28 protein-coding genes, 1 rRNA gene and 1 pseudogene are annotated in these 23472 nt (G+C 71.9%); all 30 read right to left on the bottom strand.

Annotation, left to right across the window (positions count from 1 at the left end; all coding sequences use genetic code 11):
• Positions 1–4: 4 nt before the first annotated feature.
• Complete coding sequence (locus tag O3S82_RS06360; protein WP_179425193.1) at positions 5–313, bottom strand: DUF2469 domain-containing protein; 309 nt, start codon at positions 311–313, stop codon at positions 5–7.
• Entirely contained in the window at positions 313–1017 is a 705-nt protein-coding gene (locus O3S82_RS06355) for a ribonuclease HII (protein WP_269306408.1), read from the bottom strand. The genes O3S82_RS06360 and O3S82_RS06355 overlap by 1 nt, the downstream gene beginning before the upstream one ends.
• Complete coding sequence (lepB, locus tag O3S82_RS06350) at positions 1014–1667, bottom strand: signal peptidase I (RefSeq protein ID WP_269306406.1); 654 nt, start codon at positions 1665–1667, stop codon at positions 1014–1016. The genes O3S82_RS06355 and lepB (O3S82_RS06350) overlap by 4 nt, the downstream gene beginning before the upstream one ends.
• A gap of 51 nt (positions 1668–1718) precedes the next feature.
• Positions 1719–2384, bottom strand: coding sequence for a signal peptidase I (gene lepB, locus O3S82_RS06345; protein ID WP_269306404.1), 666 nt, complete (start codon positions 2382–2384; stop codon positions 1719–1721).
• A gap of 73 nt (positions 2385–2457) precedes the next feature.
• Entirely contained in the window at positions 2458–2808 is a 351-nt protein-coding gene (gene rplS, locus O3S82_RS06340; RefSeq protein ID WP_179425201.1) for a 50S ribosomal protein L19, read from the bottom strand.
• 179 nt (positions 2809–2987) lie between these two features.
• Positions 2988–4214 carry an ammonium transporter gene (locus tag O3S82_RS06335; RefSeq protein ID WP_179425203.1) on the bottom strand — a complete coding sequence of 409 codons (1227 nt, stop codon included), beginning with the start codon at positions 4212–4214 and terminating at the stop codon, positions 2988–2990.
• Between the two features lie 118 nt (positions 4215–4332).
• A complete protein-coding gene (trmD, locus tag O3S82_RS06330) occupies positions 4333–5022 on the bottom strand; it encodes a tRNA (guanosine(37)-N1)-methyltransferase TrmD (RefSeq protein WP_179425205.1) in 690 nt (229 codons plus the stop codon).
• Positions 5022–5537 carry a ribosome maturation factor RimM gene (rimM, locus tag O3S82_RS06325; RefSeq protein ID WP_269306401.1) on the bottom strand — a complete coding sequence of 172 codons (516 nt, stop codon included), beginning with the start codon at positions 5535–5537 and terminating at the stop codon, positions 5022–5024. The genes trmD and rimM overlap by 1 nt, the downstream gene beginning before the upstream one ends.
• Before the next feature lie 8 nt (positions 5538–5545).
• The gene (locus O3S82_RS06320; protein WP_179428187.1) at positions 5546–5785 is read right to left on the bottom strand and encodes an RNA-binding protein; all 240 of its coding nucleotides are present in this window, start codon (positions 5783–5785) and stop codon (positions 5546–5548) included.
• Positions 5786–5799: 14 nt separating this feature from the next.
• Positions 5800–6264 (bottom strand): 30S ribosomal protein S16, encoded by a 465-nt coding sequence (rpsP, locus tag O3S82_RS06315; RefSeq protein WP_179425210.1) that lies wholly within the window; start codon positions 6262–6264, stop codon positions 5800–5802.
• 178 nt (positions 6265–6442) lie between these two features.
• Positions 6443–7096: a (d)CMP kinase gene (cmk, locus tag O3S82_RS06310; RefSeq protein WP_179425212.1), complete on the bottom strand. Its 654-nt coding sequence runs from the start codon at positions 7094–7096 to the stop codon at positions 6443–6445.
• Between the two features lie 8 nt (positions 7097–7104).
• Positions 7105–8169 (bottom strand): prephenate dehydrogenase, encoded by a 1065-nt coding sequence (locus tag O3S82_RS06305; protein WP_269306399.1) that lies wholly within the window; start codon positions 8167–8169, stop codon positions 7105–7107.
• Entirely contained in the window at positions 8166–8894 is a 729-nt protein-coding gene (locus O3S82_RS06300) for a pseudouridine synthase (protein WP_179425216.1), read from the bottom strand. The genes O3S82_RS06305 and O3S82_RS06300 overlap by 4 nt, the downstream gene beginning before the upstream one ends.
• On the bottom strand, positions 8887–9600 hold the full coding sequence (scpB, locus tag O3S82_RS06295) for an SMC-Scp complex subunit ScpB (RefSeq protein ID WP_269306396.1): 714 nt from the start codon (positions 9598–9600) through the stop codon (positions 8887–8889). The genes O3S82_RS06300 and scpB overlap by 8 nt, the downstream gene beginning before the upstream one ends.
• Positions 9587–10471, bottom strand: a complete 885-nt coding sequence (locus O3S82_RS06290; protein WP_442864707.1) for a segregation and condensation protein A — start codon at positions 10469–10471, stop codon at positions 9587–9589. The genes scpB and O3S82_RS06290 overlap by 14 nt, the downstream gene beginning before the upstream one ends.
• Positions 10472–10479: 8 nt before the next feature.
• Positions 10480–10794, bottom strand: a complete 315-nt coding sequence (locus O3S82_RS06285) for a hypothetical protein (RefSeq protein WP_269306393.1) — start codon at positions 10792–10794, stop codon at positions 10480–10482.
• Positions 10779–11630 (bottom strand): ParA family protein, encoded by an 852-nt coding sequence (locus tag O3S82_RS06280; RefSeq protein ID WP_179425224.1) that lies wholly within the window; start codon positions 11628–11630, stop codon positions 10779–10781. The genes O3S82_RS06285 and O3S82_RS06280 overlap by 16 nt, the downstream gene beginning before the upstream one ends.
• Positions 11631–11647: 17 nt before the next feature.
• Complete coding sequence (xerD, locus tag O3S82_RS06275; protein ID WP_269306391.1) at positions 11648–12580, bottom strand: site-specific tyrosine recombinase XerD; 933 nt, start codon at positions 12578–12580, stop codon at positions 11648–11650.
• The gene (locus O3S82_RS06270) at positions 12577–13173 is read right to left on the bottom strand and encodes an NUDIX domain-containing protein (protein WP_179425226.1); all 597 of its coding nucleotides are present in this window, start codon (positions 13171–13173) and stop codon (positions 12577–12579) included. Before O3S82_RS06270 ends, xerD begins: the two co-directional genes overlap by 4 nt.
• 2 nt (positions 13174–13175) lie before the next feature.
• A pseudogene (locus O3S82_RS06265) lies at positions 13176–14834 on the bottom strand (CTP synthase); the annotation flags it as partial.
• Between the two features lie 183 nt (positions 14835–15017).
• Entirely contained in the window at positions 15018–15884 is an 867-nt protein-coding gene (locus O3S82_RS06260) for a copper transporter (RefSeq protein WP_179425231.1), read from the bottom strand.
• On the bottom strand, positions 15881–17047 hold the full coding sequence (steA, locus tag O3S82_RS06255; RefSeq protein ID WP_179425233.1) for a putative cytokinetic ring protein SteA: 1167 nt from the start codon (positions 17045–17047) through the stop codon (positions 15881–15883). Before steA ends, O3S82_RS06260 begins: the two co-directional genes overlap by 4 nt.
• Before the next feature lie 78 nt (positions 17048–17125).
• Complete coding sequence (gene recN, locus O3S82_RS06250) at positions 17126–18790, bottom strand: DNA repair protein RecN (protein WP_269306385.1); 1665 nt, start codon at positions 18788–18790, stop codon at positions 17126–17128.
• On the bottom strand, positions 18790–19710 hold the full coding sequence (locus O3S82_RS06245; protein WP_179425237.1) for an NAD kinase: 921 nt from the start codon (positions 19708–19710) through the stop codon (positions 18790–18792). Before O3S82_RS06245 ends, recN begins: the two co-directional genes overlap by 1 nt.
• Positions 19707–20543 (bottom strand): TlyA family RNA methyltransferase, encoded by an 837-nt coding sequence (locus O3S82_RS06240; RefSeq protein ID WP_269306382.1) that lies wholly within the window; start codon positions 20541–20543, stop codon positions 19707–19709. Before O3S82_RS06240 ends, O3S82_RS06245 begins: the two co-directional genes overlap by 4 nt.
• 4 nt (positions 20544–20547) lie before the next feature.
• Positions 20548–20727, bottom strand: coding sequence for a hypothetical protein (locus tag O3S82_RS06235; RefSeq protein ID WP_179425242.1), 180 nt, complete (start codon positions 20725–20727; stop codon positions 20548–20550).
• Complete coding sequence (locus O3S82_RS06230) at positions 20724–21719, bottom strand: HAD-IIA family hydrolase (protein WP_269306380.1); 996 nt, start codon at positions 21717–21719, stop codon at positions 20724–20726. The genes O3S82_RS06235 and O3S82_RS06230 overlap by 4 nt, the downstream gene beginning before the upstream one ends.
• Positions 21716–22063 carry a single-stranded DNA-binding protein gene (locus tag O3S82_RS06225; RefSeq protein WP_269306378.1) on the bottom strand — a complete coding sequence of 116 codons (348 nt, stop codon included), beginning with the start codon at positions 22061–22063 and terminating at the stop codon, positions 21716–21718. The genes O3S82_RS06230 and O3S82_RS06225 overlap by 4 nt, the downstream gene beginning before the upstream one ends.
• Positions 22064–22157: 94 nt before the next feature.
• A complete protein-coding gene (locus O3S82_RS06220) occupies positions 22158–23117 on the bottom strand; it encodes a tetratricopeptide repeat protein (protein WP_269306376.1) in 960 nt (319 codons plus the stop codon).
• 181 nt (positions 23118–23298) lie between these two features.
• A 5S ribosomal RNA gene (gene rrf, locus O3S82_RS06215) occupies positions 23299–23415 on the bottom strand.
• Between the last annotated feature and the right edge of the window lie 57 nt (positions 23416–23472).

The raw sequence follows: 23472 nt of genomic DNA, 5'->3' as shown, positions 1-23472 counted from the left end.
TCGCTCAGGCCGGAGGCAGCTTGACGTCGGAGTCCTGCAGCTCCTCGACGTTGACGTCCTTGAAGGTCAGCACCTTCACGTGCTTGGCGAAGCGCGCGGGGCGGTAGATGTCCCACACCCAGGCGTCGGCCATCGTGACCTCGAAGTAGGCGTCGCCGGACTCGGAGCGGACCTTCACGTCGACGGCGTTGCACAGGTACAGCCGGCGATCGGTCTCGACGACGTACTTGAAGATGCCGACGACGTCGCGGTACTCGCGGTAGAGCGAGAGCTCCATCTCGTTCTCGTACCGCTCGAGATCCTCAGCGCTCATCAGACCACCGCCTCCGTCATCGCCACCGCCACGTCGGGAGCCGGACCGCAGCCCGGCAGGGACCACGAGCGACGGTGGTGCAGCGTGGGACCGTGCTGCGCCAGCGCAGCGATGTGCTCGGGCGCGGAGTAGCCCTTGTTGAGCTCCCAGCCGTACTCGGGGTGCTCGGTGGCCAGCTGCACCATGATCGCGTCGCGCGCGGTCTTGGCCAGGATGCTGGCGGCCGCGACCGCGGCACACCGCATGTCGGCCTTGATCATCGTGGTGACCGGCGGGACCTCGTCGGCGAGGCCGGGCGGGCCGAACAGCGCAGCCTGCTCCGGGATGCTGAGGTAGTCGTGGTTGCCGTCGAGCAGGACCGCGTCGGGCCGCACGGCCAGCTGGGCGAGGGCCCGGTGACCGGCGAGCCGCATCGCGGCGATGATCCCGTACTCGTCGATCTCGGTGGGGGTCGCGTGACCGACGCCGTGAGCGGGCGCCCAGCGGCGGATCTTCGGCACCAGCGCCTCGCGGGCTGCCGGGGTGAGCAGCTTGCTGTCGCGCACGCCCTGGGGCGCGGTGCGGGTCTGCTCGGTGACCACGACCATGCCGATCGTGACGGGTCCGGAGAGGGCGCCGCGGCCGACCTCGTCGCTGCAGGCCAGCGCCGTGCGGCCCTCGCGCAGCAGGCGGCGCTCGTGGCGCAGCGACGGCGCGGGGCTCACGGGACCTCGTCGAAGGCGTCGGTCCCGGGGATCGTCCCGAAGCGGTTCAGCGGCCACACCCTCAACCATGCCTTGCCGACCACGTCCTCGTCAGCGATGAAGCCACCTCCGGGCTCGCCGAGGTGCGCGCGCGAGTCGGCCGAGTTGCCCCGGTTGTCGCCCTGCACCCACAGGTAGCCCTTCGGCACCTTCACGTCGAAGGTCTGGTCGGCGTTGACGTCCTGGTCGGCCAGGTAGGGCTCGTCGATCGGCTCGCCGTTGACCGTGGTGCGTCCCTCGGCGTCGCAGCAGACCACCCGGTCGCCGCCCACGCCGATGACGCGCTTGATGAGGTGACCGCCGGACGGGAACAGGCCGACGACCTCGAGGCCGCGCTGCACGACGTTGGCGGACTCGTCGACGTCGCCCGCGAGCCAGTTGCCCGGGTCGCGGAAGACGACGATGTCCCCCCGCTCGGGTCCGCCGCTCCAGTACGACCACTTCTGCACGAGCAGCTTGTCGTTCTTCACCATCGTCGGGACCATCGAGTCCGACGGGATGTAGAAGGCCTGGAAGAAGAAGGTCTTGACGATCAGGGCCAGGACGAGGGCGGTGGCGACGAGGAGGATCGACTCCTGCCACAGCGGCAGCTGGCGTTTCTCCTCAGGCACTCGATGAGCCTACCGGCTGGTCCCGGGCGAACCGCGCATCGGTCGGTCGCGTCACGGGGCCGGAACGTCGTCGAACGCGTCGGTCGGCGCGACCCGCCCGATGCGGTCGAGCGGCCAGATCCGCGTGCCGACCCGGCCCACCACGAGATCGGTGTCCACGAAGCCTCCGCCGGCCTCGTCGAGGTGGGCCCGCGAGTCCTTCGACGCGGCCCGGTTGTCGCCCTGGACCCACAGCCTGCCCCGCGGCACCGTGACCTGGAACGGCTGCGCGACGTTGGCCGCCGGGTCGGCCAGGTAGGGCTCGTCGACCGGCTCGCCGTTGACCATCAGGCGCCCGGCCTCGTCACAGCAGCGGACCTCGTCACCGGCGACGCCCACCACGCGCTTCACGAGGTGCCCGCCCTGCGGGAACAGCCCCACGGCCTGCAGCCCGCGCTGCCACGGGGCCGGCGGCTCGAGGGGCCCGAGCCAGTCGCCCGGGTCGCGGAACACCACCACGTCACCACGCTGCGGCTCGCCCACGCGGTAGGACCACTTCTGCACGGCGATGCGGTCGTCCTTCGTCAGCGTGGGGACCATCGACGACGACGGGATGACGAAGACCTGGAACGCGAAGGTTCGCACCAGCAGTGCCAGCGCCAGGGTGCCGGCGACCAGCACGAGCGCGTCGAGCCACCGGGGCAGCCGGCGCCGTCGCGTCCTCGGCTGCTCGGTCACCCGCAGATCGTAGCCCGGAACGGCGACGACCCCGCTCCCTGACGGGAACGGGGTCGTCGAGCGGCGGGAGAGATCAGATCTCGCGCTTCTCCTTGATCTTGGCGGCCTTGCCGCGCAGGTTGCGCAGGTAGTACAGCTTGGCGCGACGGACGTCACCACGGGTGGCGACCTCGATCTTCTCGATCACGGGCGAGTGAACCGGGAACGTGCGCTCGACGCCGACGCCGAAGCTCACCTTGCGGACGGTGAAGGTCCGGCCGATGCCCGAGCCCTGCACCTTGATGCAGACGCCCTGGAACAGCTGCACACGCGAGCGGTTGCCCTCGACGATGTTGACGTGGACCTTCAGGGTGTCGCCCGCGCGGAAGTCGGGGACGTCGTCGCGCTTGCTCTGCGCTGCGATCTGGTCGATGACGTTCGTCATGATCTCTCCTCGCCGGTGCCACAAGTCACCTGCGGATGTCGTGTTGCCGAAAAGTTGGGTGTGGTGCGCCGTGGGGACTCCCTCATGGCAGAGCCGTCCGGCACCAGCAGTCCATGATGCCACAGCGCCCCGCCCCCGAGGAAATCGGGGACGGGGCGCCGCGGTGCAGCAGAGGGTGCTCAGTCGAACTTGTACGCGGCGCCGCCGTGCAGGACGTTGTCCAGGCCGGCGACCTCCTCGTCCTCGGTGACGCGGAAGCCGATCGTGGCGTCGATCGCCTTGCCGAGGCCGAAGGCCACCGCGAAGGAGAAGACCGCGACGAACACCGACGGGATGATCTGCGCGATCAGCTGGTCGAAGTCGCCGCCCGTGAACAGGCCCGTGTCGGTGGCGAAGAAGCCCAGGTACAGGCAGCCGATGAAGCCGGCGACCAGGTGCAGGCCCACCACGTCGAGAGAGTCGTCGTAGCCGAGCTTGTACTTGAGGTCGATCGCGAAGCAGCAGACCGCGCCGGCCAGCAGGCCGAGGACGATCGCCCAGAACGGCGTCAGGTTGGCCGCGGCCGGGGTGATGGCGACCAGGCCGGCGACGATGCCCGAGGCGGCGCCGACGGCGGTCGGCTTCCCGTCCTTGAAGTGCTCGACGACGATGTAGCCCAGGACGCCCGCCGCGGGAGCGGCGATCGTGTTGAGGAAGATGATCGCAGCGGTGTTGACGTCGACCGCGGCACCGGTGTTGAAGCCGAACCAGCCGAACCACAGGATCGCGGCGCCGATGAGCACGAGCGGGACGTTGTGCGGCTCGGCGGACTCCTTGGCGAAGCCGACGGTGCGCTTGCCGAGCACGAGCGCCAGGGCGAAGGCCGCGGCACCGGCGCTGATGTGGACGACCGTGCCTCCGGCCCAGTCGATCGGGACCGCGTCACCGATCTCGAGGGTGCCGATCCAACCCGTCAGGCCCTCGTCGTCGAAGCCCCACACCCAGCCCTGGGAGGGGAAGTAGACGATCGTGGCCCACAGGCCCGCGAAGAGCATCCAGGGGAAGAAGCGCGCACGGTCGGCGACGGCGCCGGAGATCAGGGCGGTCGTGATGACGGCGAACGTCGAGCCGAACGCGACGCCGGCCAAGCCGGACGCACCGTCACCGGTCGCCAGGTCCTGCAGGGCGAAGTCCGAGAACGGGTTGGCCAGCCAGCCGTCGATGAGGTCGGCCGAGCCGGCCGAGCCCATGTTGTAGCCGTAGAGGATCCACAGCACGAAGACCAGGCCCATCGCGCCGAAGCTCAGCATCATCATCGAGATGACGCTCTGTGCCTTGACGAGTCCGCCGTAGAAGAACGCCAGTCCGGGCGTCATGAAGAGAACAAGGGCCGCGCAGATCAGCAGCCAGATGGTCCCGGGTTCCATATCAACCTCTTTGCAGTAGGTAACACGTGAGCAGCGGCCGGAGCTCCCTTGCCGCGGCGCTGCACCCGATCCTGCTGCGGCCCGATTACGCGGGGCCTCCAGCGTCGTTACGAGCGTGTTACTCGCCGAGATCGCGTGTTAAATCGGGACGACGCTGCTCGGTGCGCAGGCGGGACTGGTCCCTGCGCCAGGCGGCGATGCGTCCGTGGTCCCCCGACAGCAGGATCGGCGGGACGTCCAGACCGCGCCACGTGGCGGGCTTGGTGTACACGGGGTACTCGAGGAGGCCGTCGGCGTGCGACTCCTCCGTGAGCGACTCGGGGTTGCCCATGAAGCCGGGCAGCAGGCGCACGACGGCCTCGATGATGGCGAGCGCGGCGACCTCTCCCCCATTGACGACGAAGTCGCCCAGGGAGATCTCGCGGACGTCCCAGCGGGTGGCGGCGTGGTCGAGGACACGTTGGTCGATGCCCTCGTAGCGCCCGCACGCGAACACCAGCTGCTCGGCCGTGGAGAGGCGGACCGCCTCGGCGTGGGTGAAGGGCGCGCCCGACGGCGTGGGCACGACGACAACGGCCCGATCGGTGGCGACGGCGTCGAGCGCCTCGCCCCACGGCTCGGGCTTCATCACCATGCCGGCGCCACCGCCGTACGGCGTGTCGTCCACCGTGCGGTGACGGTCGTGGGCCCAGTCGCGCAGGTCGTGCGCGTGGAAGTCGACCAGTCCGGCGCGGCGGGCCTTGCCCGGCAGGGACAGGTCGAGCGGCGCGAAGTAGTCGGGGAAGATCGAGAGGGCGTCGATGCGCACTAGCGCACCTCGTCGGCTTCCTCGGGGTTCAGCAGGCCCGGACGGTCGACGACCGTGACCGTGCCGGCGTCGAGGTCGACCTCGGGCACGAGGGCCTCGACGAAGGGCACCTGGACGCGGCGGCCGTCGACCTCGACCAGCAGGGTGTCGTGCGCCGGCAGGTGGAGCACGTCGAGCACGCGCCCGCGCGATGCTCCGTCGACCTGCACCGCCAGTCCGATCAGCTGGTGGTCGTAGAAGGCGTCGTCGTCCTCGGGGACCTCGTCGGGGTCGATCTCGACCTCGAGCAGGGCGCCGTGCAGCTGCTCGGCCGCCGTGCGGTCGGGGACCTCGGCGAACGTCACGAGCAGCTTGCCCGAGTGGGGACGGCTGGCGGTGATCGTCAGCTCCCGGTCACGACACAGGACCGACGAGCCCACGGCGAAACGCCGTTCGGGATCGTCGGTCCTGGTCTCGACGGCGAGGTCGCCACGGATGCCGTGGGCACGGCCGATCCGGCCGACGACGACGCGCATGCTGGAGCTCAGCGGCGCCGGTCGACGTCCACGAAGTCGATCCGCGCGCCGTCGGCACCGGCGATGGCCGATGCGACGGTGCGGATCGCCGTGGCCGTGCGACCCTGGCGACCGATGACCTTGCCGAGGTCGCTCGGGTTCACGCGCACCTCGAACAGCTCGCCGCGGCGGGTCTGCTTCGCGCGGACCGTCACCTCGTCGGGGTTGTCGACGATGCCGGCGACGAGGTGCTCGACGACCTCCTGCATGGGAGCGGACACGATCAGGCCTCGTCGGCCTTCGCGTCGTCGGCCGGGGTCTCCTCGGCCTTCGGCTCCTCGGCCGGGGTCTCCTCGGCCTTCGGCTCGTCCTCGGACTTCGCCTCGGCCTTCTTGGCCTTGGTGGTGGCCGACTTCTTGGGCTCGGCGTGCAGGTCCTTCAGGGCGGCGTCGAACAGCGCGGCCTTGTCGGCCTTCGGCTCGGGCTGCTTGAGCGTGGACTCGCCACCGATGTCGCCGGTGAGCTTGAGGATCGCCGCGACGGCCTCGGTCGGCTGCGCGCCGACGCCGAGCCAGTACTGGGCGCGATCGGAGTCGACGTTGATGGTCGACGGATCGGTCTTCGGGTTGTACGTGCCGATCTCCTCGATCACGCGACCGTCACGCTTGGTGCGGCTGTCGGCGACGACGATGCGGTAGAACGGCGTGCGGATCTTGCCCATCCGCTTGAGGCGAATCTTGACTGCCACGAGTGTGGTGTCTCCTTGTGAAATCGAACTGTGGTGACGGCGACCCGGCGTGTGGGGCAGGCCCGGTCTTCATCGAGGGCCGGGCTCGGCGGGAGAGAGGGCCGCACCGAATCCGGACGCAAGCGCCCATTCTGCCAGAACGAGCAGCCGCGTTCCAATCCGCCTCGCTCCCCCGGACTCAGCGGCGCGCGAGCCCCACGATGTGGTCGATGACCTCGTCCAGCGTGAGGTCCGTGCCGTCCACGACGACGGCGTCGTCGGCCTGCGCCAGCGGGGACGCGGCGCGGTTGGAGTCGATCGCGTCGCGACGGGCCAGCGCCTCACGCATCGCCTCCGCGTCCTCCACACCGAGCTCGAGCGCACGGCGCTTCGCGCGGGCGACCGGGTCGGCGACGAGGTAGATCTTCAGGGTCGCGTCGGGCGCCACCACGGTGCCGATGTCGCGTCCCTCCACCACGATGCCGCCGGTGGCCCCGGCGATCGCCTGGCGCTGCAGCGACACGAGCTGCTCGCGGACCTGCGGGACGGTGGCGACCGGGCTCACGGCGGCAGTGACGGCGTCGCCGCGGATCGGCTCGGAGACATCGATGCCGTCGGCGGCGATCGTGGGTGCCTCGGGATCGGTGCCCGAGGTCAGCACGACCTCCCGGGCGGCCGCGGCGACCGCCGCGGGGTCGTGCACGTCGACGCCCCGCTCAAGCAGCGCCCACGTCATCGCGCGGTACATCGCGCCGGTGTCGAGGTAGGCGTAGCCCAGCCGTGAGGCCACCCCACGGGAGGTGCTCGACTTGCCGGACCCGGAGGGTCCGTCGATGGCGATGACGTCGGTCATTGGTCTCCTCAGCGGAAGGCGGCCCAGCCGCGTTCGATCAGGGCGGTGTGCAGGTCCTCGGCGGCGCCGGCCTGCACCACGACCTCGACGACGCCGACGAGGCGGCCGAGCTCGTGGTCGATGCGCATGTCCTCGATGTTGATGCCCGCGTCGCCGATGTCGGCGAAGAGTCGCGAGAGCTCGCCCGGGGTGTCGTCGATCGAGACGAAGACGCCGGCGAGCGCGATCGGGTGGGCGCCGTGCTTGCCCGGCACCCGGGCGACCCCGGCCCGCCCGCGGTCGAGGTGCTCCCCCACCGAGCCGTCGGCGGTGCGAACGGCGGCGCGCAGGTCGTCGAGGCGGACGGCGAGGTCGTCGAGGATCGCGCCGACCTGGCCCGCGTTGCTGCCGATGATGTCGACCCAGAGGCCCCGGTCGCTGCCGGCGATGCGGATGACGTCGCGCAGTCCCTGACCGGCGAGCAGGAGGTCATCGCCCTCGGCCTCGGTGAGCAGGCCCGCGGTCAGGGCGGAGACGAGGTGGGGCACGTGCGAGACGAGGGCGACCGCGCGGTCGTGGGAGGCCGCGTCCATCCGCCGCACGACCGAGCCGAGCGCCGTGGCGACCCGTTCGACGACCGCGACGGCCTCGGGGTCGGTGCCCTCGGTGGGGACGACGGCCCAGGCACGACCCTCGAACAGCAGGCCGGAGCCGGCCATCGGGCCCGAGCGCTCCTTGCCAGCCATGGGGTGGCCGCCGACGAATCGCGGGTCGGTGACGCCCGCGCAGACGTGGGTCTTGACGCTGGCGACGTCGGTGACCACGGCCGACGGGAACTCCTCGAGCGCCGCCAGAGCGGTCTCGACGACCGCGGCGGGAGGCACGGCGACCACGACGAGGGCCGGATCCTGCACCGAATCGGGCGTGCCGGCGCCCAGCGAGGCGGCCAGCTCGACGTTCGCGGGTCGCGCGTCGCGCAGGTGCACCCGGACGCCGAGATCGCTCAGACCGAGCGCGACCGAGGTGCCGATCAGGCCGCAGCCGATGACCAGAACCGGTCCGGGCACGACGGGTTCGGGCAGATCGGCACTCATGCCTCCACGCTATCGAAGAGCGCTCCGAGCTCGTCGCGCGACAGGTCGCGCATCGCGCCCACGCGCAGGTCGCCCAGCCGCAGCGGCCCGAACGCCGTGCGCGTGAGCTCCACGACGGGGTGGCCGACGGCGTCGAGCAGGCGCCGGACGATGCGGTTCTTGCCGCTGTGCAGGTCGAGCTCGACGAGGCTGCGGCCGCGGCTGCGGTCGCGCACCACGAAGCGGTCGACGGCCGTGACGCCGTCCTCCAGCTCCACGCCCGCGAGCAGCCGTCGACCGATCGAGGCCGCGACGTTGCCGTCGACGAGGGCGACGTAGGTCTTGGTGACCTCGAACGACGGATGCGCCAGCTGGTGCGCCAGGTCGCCGTCGTTGGTCAGGATCAGCAGGCCCGAGGTGTCGGTGTCGAGCCGGCCCACGTGGAACAGCCGGTCGGTGCGATCTGCCAGCAGACCGGACAGGTCGGGTCGGCCCTGCTCGTCGGCCATCGAGCTGACGATGCCCCGCGGCTTGTTGAGGATCACGTAGGCGTGCTCGGACGGCGGCGGGATGCGCACGCCGTCGACGCGCACGACATCGGTGGTGGGGTCGACGCGGGCGCCGAGCTGCGTGACGACCTCGCCGTTGACCTCGACGCGGCCCGTGGCCATCAGCTCCTCGCTGCGCCGACGGCTGGCGACGCCGGCCTGGGCCAGCACCTTCTGCAGACGGATCGGCTCAGCCACCGACGCCTCCCGGGGTCTCGGAGGTCTCCACGGAGGGAGCGTCCTCGGCGGGCACGGCCTCGCGCTCGGCGGTCTGCTGCGCCACGCGCTCCAGCTCGCCGTCGAGGTCCTCCAGGTCGGGCAGCATCGGCGCGAGCTCGGGCAGCTCGTCCAGCCCGCTCAGCCCCATCCGCTCGAGGAAGTAGTTCGTCGTCCCGTAGAGGATCGCGCCGGACTCGGCGTCGTTGCCCAGCTCGACGATCAGACCGCGCGTCACCAGCGTGCGGACCACGCCGTCGACGTTGACGCCACGGATCGCCGAGATCCGCGAGCGGCTGATCGGCTGGCGGTACGCGACGACCGCGAGGGTCTCCAGCGCCGCCTGGCTCAGCTTGGCCTGCTGGCCCTCCAGCACGAACGCCGAGACGACGTCGGCGAACTCCTCACGGCTGTAGAAGCGCCAGCCGCCGGCCAGCTCGCGCAGCTCGAAGCCGCGCCCCTGCTCGGCGTACTCGGCGGCGAGCCCGCGCAGCGCCTGCTCGACATCGGCGGGCGGGTGGCCGACGGCCTGCGCGAGCACGAGGTGGTCGAGCGGCTCGTCGGCGATCATCAGCACGGCCTCGAGGGCGGGGCGCAGCTCGACCGGCGGGCGCCCGTCGGTCACGCTCTCCTCCGTCACACCCTGCTCGGGCACCTCGGCGGGCACGTGGTCGTCAGTTTCGGTCATCGTCACTTCCGGTCGTCGGGGCCGGCGGGACCTCGGGGTCCCCGGCGTCGCCCTCCTCGGGCAGGGTCGGCTCGTCGAACTCGTCGCCCACGTCGATGTCGCCGTCGTCGGTGCCGGTCCAGCGCACGGTCAGCTCGCCCAGCGGCACGGCCTGCTCGAACGACAGCATTCCCTCACGGAACAGCTCCAGCAGCGAGAGGAAGCGCGCGACCTTGGTCTGGCCGTCCGGCGCGTCCGCGACGATCGCGCGGAACGTCAGCGAGCGCTCGCGCCGGAGCCGGTCGACGACGAGGTGGGCCTGCTCGCGCACGCTGACCGCCGGGGCGTGCAGGTGCGCCAGTGACACGAGCGGCGGCGCCTTCGGCGCGAGGGCGGCGGCGGCCAGCTCGGCGAGGTCCTTCGGGGTCGCGCGGATCTCCACCTCGGGCAGCAGCGTCGCGAAGCGTGGCTCGAGCGTGACGGCGCGTGGGTGACGCAGCAGCTGGTTCTCGAAGCGCTCCTGGAGGATCGCCGCCACGGCCTTGAACGCGCGGTACTGCATGAGACGGGCGAACAACAGGTCGCGGGCCTCCAGCAGGGCGAGGTCCTCCTCGTCCTCGACCTCGGCCTGCGGCAGCAGCCGCGCGGTCTTCAGGTCGAGCAGGGTGGCCGCGATCAGCAGGAAGTGCGTGGTCTGCTCGAGGTCGTCCTCGAGCTCGCGCGTGTACGCGATGAAGTCCGACGTGACCACCGAGAGCGCGACCTCGGTGATGTCGAGCTGGTGCTTGGAGATCAGCTGCAGCAGCAGGTCGAACGGCCCCTCGAAGTTGCCGAGCGAGACCGAGAAGCCCGTCTCGGACGCCTGCGCGGGTGCCGGATCCGTCACGGACACCGCGGCGCTCATTCCTCGCCGAGCCGGCGGGCGAGCTCGCTTTCGGCCCCACGGGTCTCGAGGTCGGCGAGCGCACCGGCGATCGCGGCGCGCACGAGACGACCGCGGTCGACCTTGCGACCCAGCACCGAGCGCAGCTCGAGGCGCGCCTGCTCGATGGCGAGCAGCTCGTCGCTGGTGAGGTAGACGGTCATCTTCTCGTCGTGCTTGACCCGGCCGCTGCCGGACGGCGGCACGGCAGGCGTCTCCTCGGATCGGGGCCCACTGGGTGCGGTCGGCCGGAAGAGCTCGTCCGCACCGGGCAGGTTCACGCGTCGGGACACCGCTGCAGCACTTCCCTCGCCAGCTGGCGGTAGGCCTCGGCACCCGGCGACGTGGACGCGTACTCGGTGATCGGCTCGCCGGCGACCGTGGAGTCGGAGAACTTCACGGTGCGGCGGATGACGGTGTGGAACACGGCGTCGCCCCAGCCGTCGACCAGCGTCTGCAGGACCTCCCGACCGTGCAGGGTGCGGCTGTCGAACATCGTGCCCAGCAGACCGATGACGCGCAGGTCGAAGTTGGTGCGGTCACGCACCTTCTCGATGGTCTCGTTGAGCAACGCCACGCCGCGCAGCGCGAAGTACTCGCACTCCAGCGGCACGATGACGCCGTCGGAGGCCGTGAGGGCGTTGACGGTGAGCAGGCCCAGCGAGGGCTGGCAGTCGATGAGGATGACGTCGTAGTCGTGGCGCACGTCGCGCAGGGTGCGCGCGAGCACCTGCTCGCGGCCCACCTCGGTGACGAGACGCATCTCGGCCGCCGACAGGTCGATGTTGGCCGGGACGAGGTCGAGGTTGTCGACCGACGTGCCGAGGATGATCTCCTTCATCGAGAGCTCGCGGTCCATCAGCACGTGGTAGATGCTCTGCTCGATCTCGTGGGCGTTGTAGCCCAGTCCGACGGTCATCGAGCCCTGCGGATCGAAGTCGACCAGCAGCACGCGACGGCCGGTCTCGGCCAGCGCGGCGCCGAGGTTGATCGTGGTCGTGGTCTTGCCGACGCCGCCCTTCTGGTTGCACATCGAGATGACGACGGCGGGGCCCTGCGTGGTGCGCGGTCCGGGCTCGGGGAGGTCGGGCATCGGGCGACCGGTGGGTCCGAGATCCGTGCTGGGCATGTCGGCCACTGTACCGCTCACCGCAGCGCCCGGGGATGGGACGCCGCGTACGTCTCGCGCAACTTGTCGATCGTCACGAGGGTGTAGATCTGGGTGGTCGTCACCGACGCGTGGCCCAGCAGTTCCTGCACCACGCGAACGTCCGCACCGCCGTCGAGCAGGTGCGTGGCGAACGAGTGGCGCAGGGTGTGCGGCGACACGTCGGCGTCGATCCCGGCGCGTCGCGCGGTCTTCGTCAGCACCGTCCACGCGCTCTGCCGCGACAGCCTGCCGCCGCGCGCGTTGAGGAACACGGCGGGCCCGCTGCCGGCGGTCGCGGTGAGGTGCGGACGGGCCTTCGTGAGGTACGTCTCGAGGGCGTCGCGTGCGAAGGACCCGAGCGGCACGATGCGCTGCTTGGAGCCCTTGCCGGTGAGCAGCACGGACGACTGCTCGAGGTCCACGTCGTCCACGTCGAGACCGACGGCCTCGGAGATGCGCGCGCCGGTGCCGTAGAGGATCTCCAGCAGCGCACGGTCGCGCATCGACAGGGCGGTGCCGGGCTCCCCCGCCGCCGTCAGCAGCGCCTCGACGTCCTCCAGCGGCAGCGCCTTCGGCAGCCGGGACGCGGGCCTGGGCGGCCGCACGGCGGCCGTCACGTCGTTGGCGACGATCTGCTCGCGCAGGCAGAAGCGGTGGAAGCCGCGGACCGCGACGACCGTGCGCGCGACGCTCGACGTGCCGAGCGCGGGATGGTCCTCGTCGCCCTCGCGCAGTGCGGCGGCGAACGCCGTGACGTGGTCCTCGGCGATGTCCGCGGGCTCCGTGACGCCGGCGCCCGTCAGGAACTCGGTGTAGCGACGCAGGTCGCGGCGATACGAGGCCAGCGTGTTCTCGGCGAGGCCGCGCTCCACCGCGAGGTGGGACAGGTACTCGGCCACGACCCGCTCGACCGCACCGCCGTCGGTCACGCCCGTGCCACCGCCAGGATCGCCACGACGGTCTTGGCGTCGAAGATGCGACCGTCGAGGCAGGCTGCCACGGCCTCGTCGAGGTCGACCCACCAGTGCGCCATGTCGGCCTCCTCGGCCTCGCGCTCGGTGCGCTCGGCCTCGGCGACCGGCACCAGCTCCGAGGCGTGGAACAGGGTGATCGTCTCGGTGGAGTAGCCCACCGTGGGGGCGATCCGCATCAGCTCGCGCCACGTGCCGGCGACCAGGTCGGTCTCCTCCGCCAGCTCGCGGGCCGCGGTCTGCTGCGGCTCCTCCCCCTCGACGTCCATCAGCCCCGCGGGGATCTCGAGCATGCGGCGGCCCATCGGGTGACGGTACTGCTCGACGAGCAGGATGCGACCGTCCTCGTCGACCGCGGCCACGCCCACGGCACGCCGCGGCCGCACCACGACGCGCGGATGGGTCGAGCCGTCCGGCGCCTCGATGGTGTCGACCGTCAGCGTCAGGTACGGGTTCTGGAACCCGACCTCGGACCCCACCTGCGGCCACGTGCCGTCTCCGGCCTCGACCGGTGCGGCGATCCGCCCCGGCAGCCGGGGGTGCGAGGTCACGATTCCTCGACGGGCAGCCGCATCTCCAGCTTGCGCTTGAGCGAGGCCGCGATGAGGCCCGAGAACAGCGGGTGCGAGCGCGTGGGACGCGAGCGCAGCTCGGGGTGCGCCTGGGTGGCCACGTAGAACGGGTGCACCTCGCGGGGCAGCTCGACGAACTCGACCAGGGTCGAGTCCGGCGACGTGCCCGAGAACACCAGGCCGGCCTTCTCCAGGTCGTCGCGGTAGGCGTTGTTGACCTCGTAGCGGTGGCGGTGACGCTCGTCGACCTTGTCCGAGCCGTAGAGCTCGCGGACGATGCTGCCGGCCTTGAGGCTGGCCGGGTACAGGCCCAGGCGCATCGTGCCGCCCAGGTCGCCCGCACCCTCGACGAACTCGTGCTGCTCGGCCATCGTGGCGATGACCGGGTGCTCGGTGGCGGGGTCGAACTCCGACGAGCTCGCGTCCTCGATGCCCAGCTCGGTGCGGGCGTACTCGATCACCATGCACTGCAGGCCCAGGCACAGGCCCAGGACGGGGATCTGCTGCTTGCGCGCGTAGGACAGCGCGCCGAGCTTGCCCTCGATGCCGCGGATGCCGAAGCCGCCGGGCACGCAGATGCCGTCGACGTCGCCGAGCTGCTCGGCGGCCCCGGCCTCGGTGGCGCAGTCGTCCGACGGCACCCAGCGCAGGCGCACCTTGGCGTCGTTCGCGAAGCCGCCGGCGCGCAGGGCCTCGGCGACCGAGAGGTAGGCGTCGGGCAGGTCGATGTACTTGCCGACCAGCGCGATCGTGACCTCCTCCTCGGAGTGGTGCACACGGCGCAGCAGCGCGTCCCACTCGCTCCAGTCGACGTCGCGGAACGGCAGGTCGAGACGGCGCACGACGTAGGCGTCGAGGCCCTCGGAGTGCAGCACCTTCGGGATGTCGTAGATGGACGGCGAGTCGACCGCCGTGACGACGGCGTCCTCGTCCACGTCGCACATGAGCGAGATCTTGCGCTTCACGCCCGCGGGCACGGGACGGTCGGACCGGCAGACGATCGCGTCGGGCTGGATGCCGATCGAGCGCAGCGCGGCGACCGAGTGCTGCGTGGGCTTGGTCTTGAGCTCGCCCGAGGGACCGATGAACGGGATCAGCGAGACGTGCAGGAAGAAGACGTTGGAGCGGCCCACCTCCTGGCGGACCTGGCGCGCGGACTCCAGGAACGGCTGGCTCTCGATGTCACCCACCGTGCCGCCGATCTCGTGGATCACCACGTCGACGTCGGGGCCGCCCATCGACAGCATCCGGTCCTTGATCTCGTTCGTGATGTGCGGGATGACCTGCACGGTGTCCCCGAGGTAGTCGCCGCGGCGCTCGCGGGCGATGACGTCGGAGTAGACCTGACCGGTCGTGACGTTGGCGCGGCCGACGAGGTCCTCGTCGAGGAAGCGCTCGTAGTGGCCGATGTCGAGGTCGGTCTCGGCGCCGTCGTCGGTCACGAAGACCTCACCGTGCTGGAACGGGTTCATCGTGCCCGGGTCGACGTTGAGGTACGGATCGAGCTTCTGCATCGTGACGCGCAGGCCGCGTGACTTGAGCAGACGCCCCAGGCTGGAGGCGGTCAGGCCCTTGCCGAGGGAGGACACGACTCCACCGGTGACGAATACGTGCTTGGTGACGGCGTTAGTTGCCAACATGACTCCCGTGGGTCCGGTTCGGATGCGGAACCGGGCGGTGCCTGCGGCAACGTCCGGGGGTGGAGGAACCGCCTCGGGGGCTGGGTTCGACTCTGGGTTCCACGGAACTCCAGCCTACCATCGCCGACCGAGGCCCGGGACCATCCGCGCCGAACGCCACGGTCCCGAGCCCCTGATCCTGCCTCAGTTCGGAACGGGCCCGTCGGCCGCCCGTGACGTGCCCCACGCACCCGACTGGCCGGCGGCCTCGCGCACGAGTCCGAGCACCGAGGCGACGCGGCCGGTGCCCGTGTCGGTGACGTCGATCGTCGAGACGTTGGCAGCGGCGTCGCTGCCGCGGACGGCGTTCACGACGCCGTTCTCGCCCGAGGAGACCGGCCCGACGACCGCCACGCCCTGGCTGCCGGCGTCGAGGCCGGCGACCATGCTGGACACGACCGTGCCCTCTCCCCCGGACGACGATCCGGCGGGTCCGGACACCACGAGCGCCAGCTGGGCCGAGACCTCGGGGTCCTGCTCGACGGCGAGCAGGTCGCCCTCGGTGAACGCCGAGCGGATCGTGCGGGCGGTCTCGTCCAGGGAGCCGTCGCCCTTCGTCAGGTAGCCGCGTGCGATCGCCGCGCCGACCTTGCCGTAGTCGGTCGCCTCGGAGGCCGCGTCCGGGTCGGACTGGGCCGCGACGCCCTCGGCGAACTGGCGGTTGGCCGGCGACAGCAGCTTGCTGGTGAGCTCGACCTGGCCCGTCACCCGGGCGCCCGCGGTGGTGAGGTTCTCGATGAGCGAGTCGATCTCGTTGTCGCGCGCGCCGGGCGTGGTGAGCAGCAGCACCGTGCGGTTCTTGAGCTTGTCGCGCAGCTGGCCCGGAGCCGTCATCGACGCGTAGCCCGCGTCGAAGCCGGCCAGCGCAGGGCTGATCTCGGCGGTGTCGGACGAGGTCGTCGTCGTGGCGGCGTCGCTCTCGTCGAGCAGCCCCGCCCCGACCGCGATGCCGGCGGCGAGCGCGAGCAGCACGGCCGCGAGGGAGATGACGTGGTAGCGCAGGTTGATCACGAGACGAGTCCTTCGGTCCAGGAGGAGACACGGTCGGTCACGGGCGAGAGCCACTCATGACCGAGAGGGGTGGTGGCCACGGCCGCCACGACGGCGATGACGCCGGCCAGCAGGAGCAGCAGCGGGACGAACCAGCTCAGCCGCTGGCGCGCGAACCACGCCACGGACTGGGCGTCGACGACGCGCGAGCCGGCGCGGAGCCGGGCGATGAACGTGCCGGCCGCGTCGGCGGTGTCGCCGTCGACGATGTCGACGAGGCGCGAGGGCCCGCCGACCTGCACGATGACCGCGGCCTCGTTCTGGTCGGCGAGCAGCAGGGCGAGGTTCTCGGGCGTCCCCGCCGCGGTGAAGACCACCGGCTGACGGCCGTGGGCCTCGAACTGCTCGGGACGGTCGAGCCGGCCCGAGGCCGACACGATGACGACCTCGCCCGAGCGCTCGATCATGCGGCCGGAGAGCTCGTCACCGCGCCCGACCAGCAGGTGCGGCCGCAGGCCCGCATCGATGAGCAGCCCGGCGCCGTCGCCGACGCCGATCAGCACGGGGTCGTGGTCGCGGACGAACGAGCGGATCGACTTGAGGTCCTTCGCCGCGTCGGGACCGTCGGTGACGACGACCACGGGGCGACCCTTGATCGGGGTGGAGACCTCGGGGATGCCGGCACCCTCGAGGAGCATCGCGCGGTCGCGGCGCAGCGTGTCGGCCGCGTTGGTGACGATCGAGTCGAGCTGGCTGGACAGCCCCGAGGACGCCTCGTCCAGCTGGTCGCGGACCCGCGACTCGGTCATCTCGACGCCGGTGGCCACGGTGGTCTCACCGAGGTGGACGGCGCCTTCGTCCACACGCACGACGTCGCCGCTGCGGAGCGTCTGCCAGACGACCTCCCCCACGCGGTCGACGAGCGGGATGCCCGCGGCGGCCAGCACCTGCGGGCCGAGGTTCGGGTAGCGACCCGACGAGGACGAGGACACGTTGAGGACGGCGGCGACGCCGCGCTCGACCAGCGACTGGGCCGTGTCGGCGCCGAGGTCGGCCACGTCGATGACGACGACGTCTCCCGAGCGCACCGAGGACAGGTCGGCGGCATTGCGGCACAGCCGCGCCGGGCCGACCACGCCGGGACCGTCGGGAAGGGCGCGCTTGCTGCGCTTCAAGATGGGCATGATGCCCTCCATGGAACCCGCGTTCCATGAGAGTTCACACCCGACACGCCGATCCGGGCCTCGAAAGTGACGTGACCCTCAGGCAGTGCGGGCGAGCTCGAGCAGCTCCCGGGCGTGCTCCTGCGCCGCGGCCGAGTCGTCCAGCCCGGCAAGCATCCGCGCCAGCTCGTCCACCCGGGAGTCGTGCTCCAGGCGCAGCACGCTGCTGCTGGTGACCGTGCCGTCGTCGGACTTGCTCACCACGAAGTGGGAGTCGGCGAAGGCGGCCACCTGCGGCAGGTGGGTCACCGCGATGACCTGGGCGTGCTGCGCGAGGCGGGCGAGGCGGCGGCCGACCTCGACGGCCGTGCGGCCGCCGATGCCGGCGTCCACCTCGTCGAACACGAGCGTGGGCACCGGGTCGCGACCCGCGAGCACGACCTCGATCGCGAGCATGAGGCGCGACAGTTCGCCGCCGCTCGCGGCGCGGGCGAGGGGGCGCGGCTCGGCGCCGCTGTTGGCCGCGAACCAGATCTCGACGTCGTCCGCACCGTGCGGTCCGGGTTCGCCTGGCAGGACGCGGACCTCGAGTCGCGCCGATGGCAGGGCGAGGTCGGCGAGCTCGCGGCCGACCTCCTCCGCCAGCTGCTCGGCAGCGCGGGTGCGGGCCTGCGTGAGCCGGCCGGCGAGCTCCACCACCCGATCGCGCGCGGCGTCGGCCTCGGTCTCGAGTCGTTCGATCGCGGTGTCGTCGAGGTCGAGCTCGAGCACCTCGGCGCGGGCCCGGTCCGCCCAGGCGATGACGTCGTCGAGGCCCGGACCGTACCGACGCTGCAGCGCGGTGAGCGACGCGCGTCGCTCCTGCACGGTGGCCAGGCCGGCGGGGTCGAGGTCCACGTCGGCGGCGTAGGCAGCCAGCTCGGACGCGATGTCGGTGAGGTCGATCGCGGCGCGGCGCAGCCGCTCGGCAAGCGCCTCGAGCCGAGGGTCGTTCCCGGCGACGGGGTCGACGACGGACTTCGCGGCGGCGAGCGCGGCAGCGGCGGAGTGCTCGTCCTCGGACAGGGCGACGGACGCACCGGCAGCGGCCGCCGCGAGCGCCTCGGCGTGCGCGAGCCGGTTCTCGCGCTGCACGAGCTCCTCGTCCTCGCCGGGCTGCGGGTCGACCGCGTCGATCTCGTCGAGGCCGTGGCGCAGCAGGTCGAGGCGCTGCAGGCGCTCCCCCGCGTGCGTTCGCAGGTCGTGCAGGCGCGCCTTCAGCTCGCGGAGGCGCTCGTAGTCGGGCTGGTACTGCGCGAGCAGGTCGGACACCTCGGACCCGGCGTACCGGTCGAGGGCGCCGCGCTGCTCCTGTGGCCGCACGAGTCGCTGCTGGTCGGACTGACCGTGCACCGCGACGAGCGAGTCCGCGAGCCGCGACAGGAGTCCGGCCGGCACGGTCGACCCGCCCGCGAGGGCGCGGCTGCGGCCCTGGCTCGTGAGCACGCGGGCCAGTACGAGGTCGTCGTCGACCTGGCCCCCGGCCTCCTCGACGAGCGCGGCGACCTCGGGCGTCGCGACGACGGAGGCCTCGATGCGGGCGCGGTCGGCTCCACGACGGACGAGAGCGGAGTCGGCACGCTCGCCACGCAGCAGTCCGAGCGCCGTCACGACCATCGTCTTGCCGGCGCCGGTCTCACCCGTGATCACGGTGAAGCCGGGGCCCAGGTCGAGCTCGGCCTCCTCGATGACGCCCAGGGACGCCAGCCGCAGCGACTGCCACATCAGCGCTCTCCCGCGGCTCGTCGGGAGGCCTCGGAGGACCCGCGCCACCCCGAGACCGGGAGCTCGAACTTGCGCACGAGGCGGTCGGCGAACGAGGCCGGGTGCACGCGCGCGAGCCGCACCGTCTCGACGCCGCGGCGGACCTCGACGCGCGCGCCGATCGGCAGGTCGGACGCGCGACGGCCGTCGCACCAGAGCACGCCGGTGGCGGACTGTCCCACGACCTCGACCGCGAGGGTGGACTCCGGCGACACGACCATGGGCCGCGCGAAGAGGGCGTGCGCGCTGATCGGGACCATGAGCAGCGCCGACACCTCGGGCCACACCACGGGACCGCCGGCGCTGAAGTTGTAGGCGGTCGAGCCGGTCGGAGTCGCGCAGACGACACCGTCGCAACCCATCCGCGAGACGGGACGCCCGTCGATCTCGACGACGACCTCGAGCATGCGCTCGCGGGACGCCTTCTCGACCGAGGCCTCGTTGAGAGCCCAGTTGGTGGCGACCACCTCTCCGTCCTGCAGGACCAGGACGTCGACGGTGAGGCGCTCCTCCACGGTGAGGTCGCCGGCGATGACACGCTGGGCGACCTCGGCGAGGTCCTCCTCGTCCGCCTCGGCGAGGAACCCGACGTGACCCAGGTTGACGCCCAGCAGCGGGGTGCCGGTGCCGCGGCACAGCTCGGCCGCGCGCAGGATCGTGCCGTCACCGCCGAACACCACGGTCAGCTCGCAGTCCTGGGCGGCACCGGACGCGGCGGGAACGACCGCCAGGTCGACCGCGCCGGCCGCCTCCAGGGCTTCGGCCTCGCCCTCGAGGGCGCGGACCTGGAGACCGGCCTCCTGGAGGGAGGCGGCGAAGTCGGCCGCGATCTTCGGGGCCCCGTTCCGCTGGGTGTGGACCGCGAGCAGCACGCTCCTCATGATCCGCTTCCTTCCTTCGGGTGCCGGGCCGCGAGAGGCCCGGCCGCGACGGCTGCGCGCGCCATCTCCTCGTCCGGCGCCGGGGCGTCGGTCCTCAGCCAACAAAAGTACTCGACATTCCCGGCGGGGCCCGGCAACGGACTCGGTGCGAGCGCGCGGGTCCCCCAGCCGTTGGCCCAGGCCGTGGTCGTCACGCCGTGGACGGCGCTCGCATGCAGCTCGGGGTCGCGGACGACGCCGTTCTTGCCGAGGTTCTCGCGCCCGACCTCGAACTGCGGCTTGACCATGAGGACCATGTCCCCCTCGGCCCGGCAGACCGAGGCCAGCGCCGGGATCACGAGCGTGAGCGAGATGAAGGACAGGTCGGAGACGACGAGGTCCACCGGCCCGCCGATGAGCTCGGCATCGATCGAGCGGATGTTCGTGCGGTCGAAGACGTGAACCCGCGGGTCGGACTGCAGCGACCACACCAGCTGGCCGTAGCCGACGTCGACGGCGACGACCTCGGCGACGTCGCGCCTCAGCAGGACGTCGGTGAATCCCCCGGTCGACGCACCGGCGTCGAGAGCGCGGCGGCCGGCGACGCTCAGACCCTGGGGCTCGAAGACCTCCAGCGCGCCGAGCAGCTTGTGGGCACCGCGCGATGCCCAGCCCGGGTCGTCACCCTCACGCACGACGATCGCCTGGTCGGTGGTCACCTGCGTGGCCGGCTTGCTGGCGGCGTTCCCGCCCACCAGCACGCGGCCCTGCTCGATGAGCGACGCCGCCTGGTCGCGCGATCGCGCCAGTCCGCGCCGGACGAGCTCGGCGTCGAGCCGCACCCGGCGGCTCACCGGCTCACCCGCGGGTCCCCGACGAGCCGGCCAGCTGGTCGCGCAGGACGCGGTGCACGGCCTCGAACACCGGCGGGTGCTGGGCCACCTCGAGGTCGCCGAGCGTGTCCAGCATCGCGACGGCCTCGTCGATCGCGGGGCCGACGCCCTCCACGGATCCGTCGCCGGTGGGTTCGGTCGTCATGCGTCGATCCTCTCATCGACGGTCACGTCGAGCCCCGATTCGTCGCGGCACGCCCAGCCGAGTCCGACGATCGCGCGGAGCGTCTCCGTCTCGGCCCCTTCCCGGGCCACGCGGATCGCGCCGTCGTGGATCTCGGCGACGGCCTCGCCGCAACGGGCGGCCCCACGCTCGACGGCGACGGCCGGGTGCGGCTCGTGGAGCGAGGCGAGGCCGGCCCCGACGAGGTCAGGGCGCTCCTGCGGGTCGGCGTTCACGACGTCGACCAGCGTGTTGACTCCGGTGAGGACGAACAGCGAGGCGATGCCCGCCTGCCTGGCGCCGCGGATGTCGGTGTCGAGGCGGTCGCCCACCATCAGCGGGGACGAGGGCGCGATGCGCTCCATCGTCTCCTCGAACAGGGGCGCGTACGGCTTGCCGGCCACGACGGGCTCACGACCCGTGGCGAGTCGGACGGCGTGGACGAGGGCGCCGTTGCCCGGCGCGATGCCCTCGGCGGTCGGGATCGTCAGGTCGGTGTTGCTGGCGTACCAGGGCGCTCCGGCCTGCACGGCGTAGGCCGCCTCGGCGAGATCGCGCCAGCCGAGGTCGGGCATGTAGCCCTGGACCACCGCGGCCAGTCCCGGGGCGTGGCGATCGTCGACGGGTTCCAGGCCGCGGGCACGCAGCGCGCTGCGCAACCCCTCTCCCCCGATCACCAGCACCCGGGAGCCCGGCGGGACGTCGTGCGCGATGACGCCGGCGATCGCCTGGGCCGAGGTGACGATGTCCTCGACCGCAGGATGCAGGCCCAGCTCGCGCAGGTGCTCGGCGACCGCCTCGGGTGGCCGGTTCGCGTTGTTGGTCAGGTAGGCCAGGCGCACGTCACGCGCCTGGTTCAGTGCCTCCACGGCGCCGGGGACGGCATGCCCGCCGCGGTAGACGACACCGTCGAGGTCCAGCAGTACCGCGTCGTGGGAGGCGACGAGCGGGCGGTCGGTCGCGGCCAGCGTCATGCCGTCGAGGCTACCGGGGTCTCGGGCAACCGGGTCAGCGACCCGAGGTCGACGTACACCCGGCTCGAGACGCCTCCGGACCGGCTGGAGAACAGGCGTCGGAGCTCGCCCTCGACCTCGATCCGGTCCCCCGGCTTCAGCTTCAGCGCCTTGGTGCGCAGCCGCGACGTCCACGCCGAGCAGTCAAAGGTGTCGACGAGCTGACGCGAGCGACGCTTGGCCGCCGCGCTGCGCTCGACGATGAGGCGGAACGAGACGAGCTCGTCCCCGCTGGGCAGGGTCCGCGGCTCGGCGGCGTCAGCCACCCGCCCGCGGAGCAGGACCTGGTTGTCGGTGTCGTTCATGACGCCCAGCCTCGCGTGGCGACGAGGAACGACGACAGGGCCCACGCACTGCCTGTGGACGGCGTGCGTGGGCCCTGCGACGTCTGTGGACGGGTTAGTTTTCGAGTTGTTTGAGGCGGTCGTGGACGTCGGTGGTGTGGTGGGTGTCGGTGCCGGCGGTGCGGTGGAACCAGGTGATGGCGTCTTGGGTGTTGCCGGTGGCGAGGAGGGTGTCGGCGTAGGCGTATCGGAGGCGGGTGACCCAGTCGGAGCGGTTGGTGGTGTGGAGGGGTTCGGTTTCGAGGATGTGGAGGGCGGCGTCGAGGTGTCCGAGGTCGCGGCGGGCGCCGGCGATGACGATGGACAGTTCGGTGTTGCCGGGTTCGTCGAGGTGGGCGCGGGTGGTGGGGTTGTCGTATTCGAGGGCTTTCTCGGGGCGGCCGAGGGCGCGTTCGGCGTCGGCCATCATCGGGGCGTAGATGTGGCGGCCGGTCATGCGGCGGGCGGCGCGGAATTCGGCGAGGGCTTCGGCCCAGTTGCCCAGGGCGTAGGCGGTTTCGCCGGTGGCTTCGCGGACGAGGCCGACGCGCATGGCGCGGGCGCGGGCGGCGAGGGCGTGCTTGTGGGCGGTCTCGGGGTCGGTGTGCAGGAGGGTGCCGGCCATGACGAGGTGGCGGGCGACCTTGTCGGCGAGCTTGTCGGGCAGGCCGGAGAGCTCTTGGCGGGCGTGCTTGTCCAGGTCCTTGGCGGAGACGTCGTCGGGGATGGGGGGTCCGTCGTAGATCTTCTGCTCGGCGGTGCGCTCGGGGGCGCTGGGGCGGCCGCCGGAGCGCGGGGCGCCGGAGCGCGAGCCGGGGCCGGAGCGCTGGCCGGGGCCGGAGCGCTGGCCGCCGGGGCCGGAGCGGGGGCCGCTGGTGGGCTTGCCGTCGCGGGAGCTGGGCTTGCCGTCGCGGGAGCTGGGCTTGCCGCTGTTGCGGCCGCTGCTGGTGGGCTTGCCGCGGGTGTTGCCGGGCTTGTTGCCGGGCTTGCCGCCGCGGTTGTTGCCGCCGTTGCGGGGGTTTCGGTCCTGGGCCATGGTGCGGGTTCCTCTCGGGTGCCTGGCCTGGCGCCCGGCTGGGTGGGTGTTCGTGTGCCCCTCCACTGTGGCGGGGTCGGGGCCCGTGCGCCAGCAGGACCACCCGCTCGTTGGGGGTGGTCGGGGGGTGAAATGCAGCAAGGCCGCTCCCTGTTGGGAGCGGCCTCGCGCATCAATGGTTGTCCGGCGACGTCCTACTCTCCCACACCGTCTCCAGTGCAGTACCATCGGCGCTGAAGGGCTTGACTTCCGGGTTCGGAATGTAGCCGGGTATTTCCCCTTCGCCATGGTCGCCGAAACTCTATGGAGATATCAACAAACCTTGGAGAACACTCTCGTGTTCTTCGTGGTTCCC

The sequence above is a fragment of the Aeromicrobium sp. HA genome, from assembly GCF_027171405.1.
GTDB lineage: Bacteria > Actinomycetota > Actinomycetes > Propionibacteriales > Nocardioidaceae > Aeromicrobium > Aeromicrobium tamlense.
Note: the sequence above shows the minus strand (reverse complement) of the source record. Positions and strands in the feature narration are given on the sequence as shown.

Bases quoted from the DNA above. Each gene is read 5' to 3' on its own strand.
- O3S82_RS06360 (WP_179425193.1), bottom strand. From the start codon at position 313: ATGAGCGCTGAGGATCTCGAGCGGTACGAGAACGAGATGGAGCTCTCG.
- rplS (WP_179425201.1), bottom strand. From the start codon at position 2,808: ATGACGAACGTCATCGACCAGATCGCAGCGCAGAGCAAGCGCGACGAC.
- O3S82_RS06335 (WP_179425203.1), bottom strand. From the start codon at position 4,214: ATGGAACCCGGGACCATCTGGCTGCTGATCTGCGCGGCCCTTGTTCTC.
- rimM (WP_269306401.1), bottom strand. From the start codon at position 5,537: ATGCGCGTCGTCGTCGGCCGGATCGGCCGTGCCCACGGCATCCGTGGC.
- O3S82_RS06320 (WP_179428187.1), bottom strand. From the start codon at position 5,785: ATGCAGGAGGTCGTCGAGCACCTCGTCGCCGGCATCGTCGACAACCCC.
- cmk (WP_179425212.1), bottom strand. From the start codon at position 7,096: ATGACCGACGTCATCGCCATCGACGGACCCTCCGGGTCCGGCAAGTCG.
- O3S82_RS06305 (WP_269306399.1), bottom strand. From the start codon at position 8,169: ATGAGTGCCGATCTGCCCGAACCCGTCGTGCCCGGACCGGTTCTGGTC.
- scpB (WP_269306396.1), bottom strand. From the start codon at position 9,600: ATGACCGAAACTGACGACCACGTGCCCGCCGAGGTGCCCGAGCAGGGT.
- O3S82_RS06280 (WP_179425224.1), bottom strand. From the start codon at position 11,630: ATGCCCAGCACGGATCTCGGACCCACCGGTCGCCCGATGCCCGACCTC.
- steA (WP_179425233.1), bottom strand. From the start codon at position 17,047: ATGCCCATCTTGAAGCGCAGCAAGCGCGCCCTTCCCGACGGTCCCGGC.
- recN (WP_269306385.1), bottom strand. From the start codon at position 18,790: ATGTGGCAGTCGCTGCGGCTGGCGTCCCTGGGCGTCATCGAGGAGGCC.
- O3S82_RS06245 (WP_179425237.1), bottom strand. From the start codon at position 19,710: ATGAGGAGCGTGCTGCTCGCGGTCCACACCCAGCGGAACGGGGCCCCG.
- O3S82_RS06235 (WP_179425242.1), bottom strand. From the start codon at position 20,727: ATGACGACCGAACCCACCGGCGACGGATCCGTGGAGGGCGTCGGCCCC.
- O3S82_RS06230 (WP_269306380.1), bottom strand. From the start codon at position 21,719: ATGACGCTGGCCGCGACCGACCGCCCGCTCGTCGCCTCCCACGACGCG.
- O3S82_RS06225 (WP_269306378.1), bottom strand. From the start codon at position 22,063: ATGAACGACACCGACAACCAGGTCCTGCTCCGCGGGCGGGTGGCTGAC.
- O3S82_RS06220 (WP_269306376.1), bottom strand. From the start codon at position 23,117: ATGGCCCAGGACCGAAACCCCCGCAACGGCGGCAACAACCGCGGCGGC.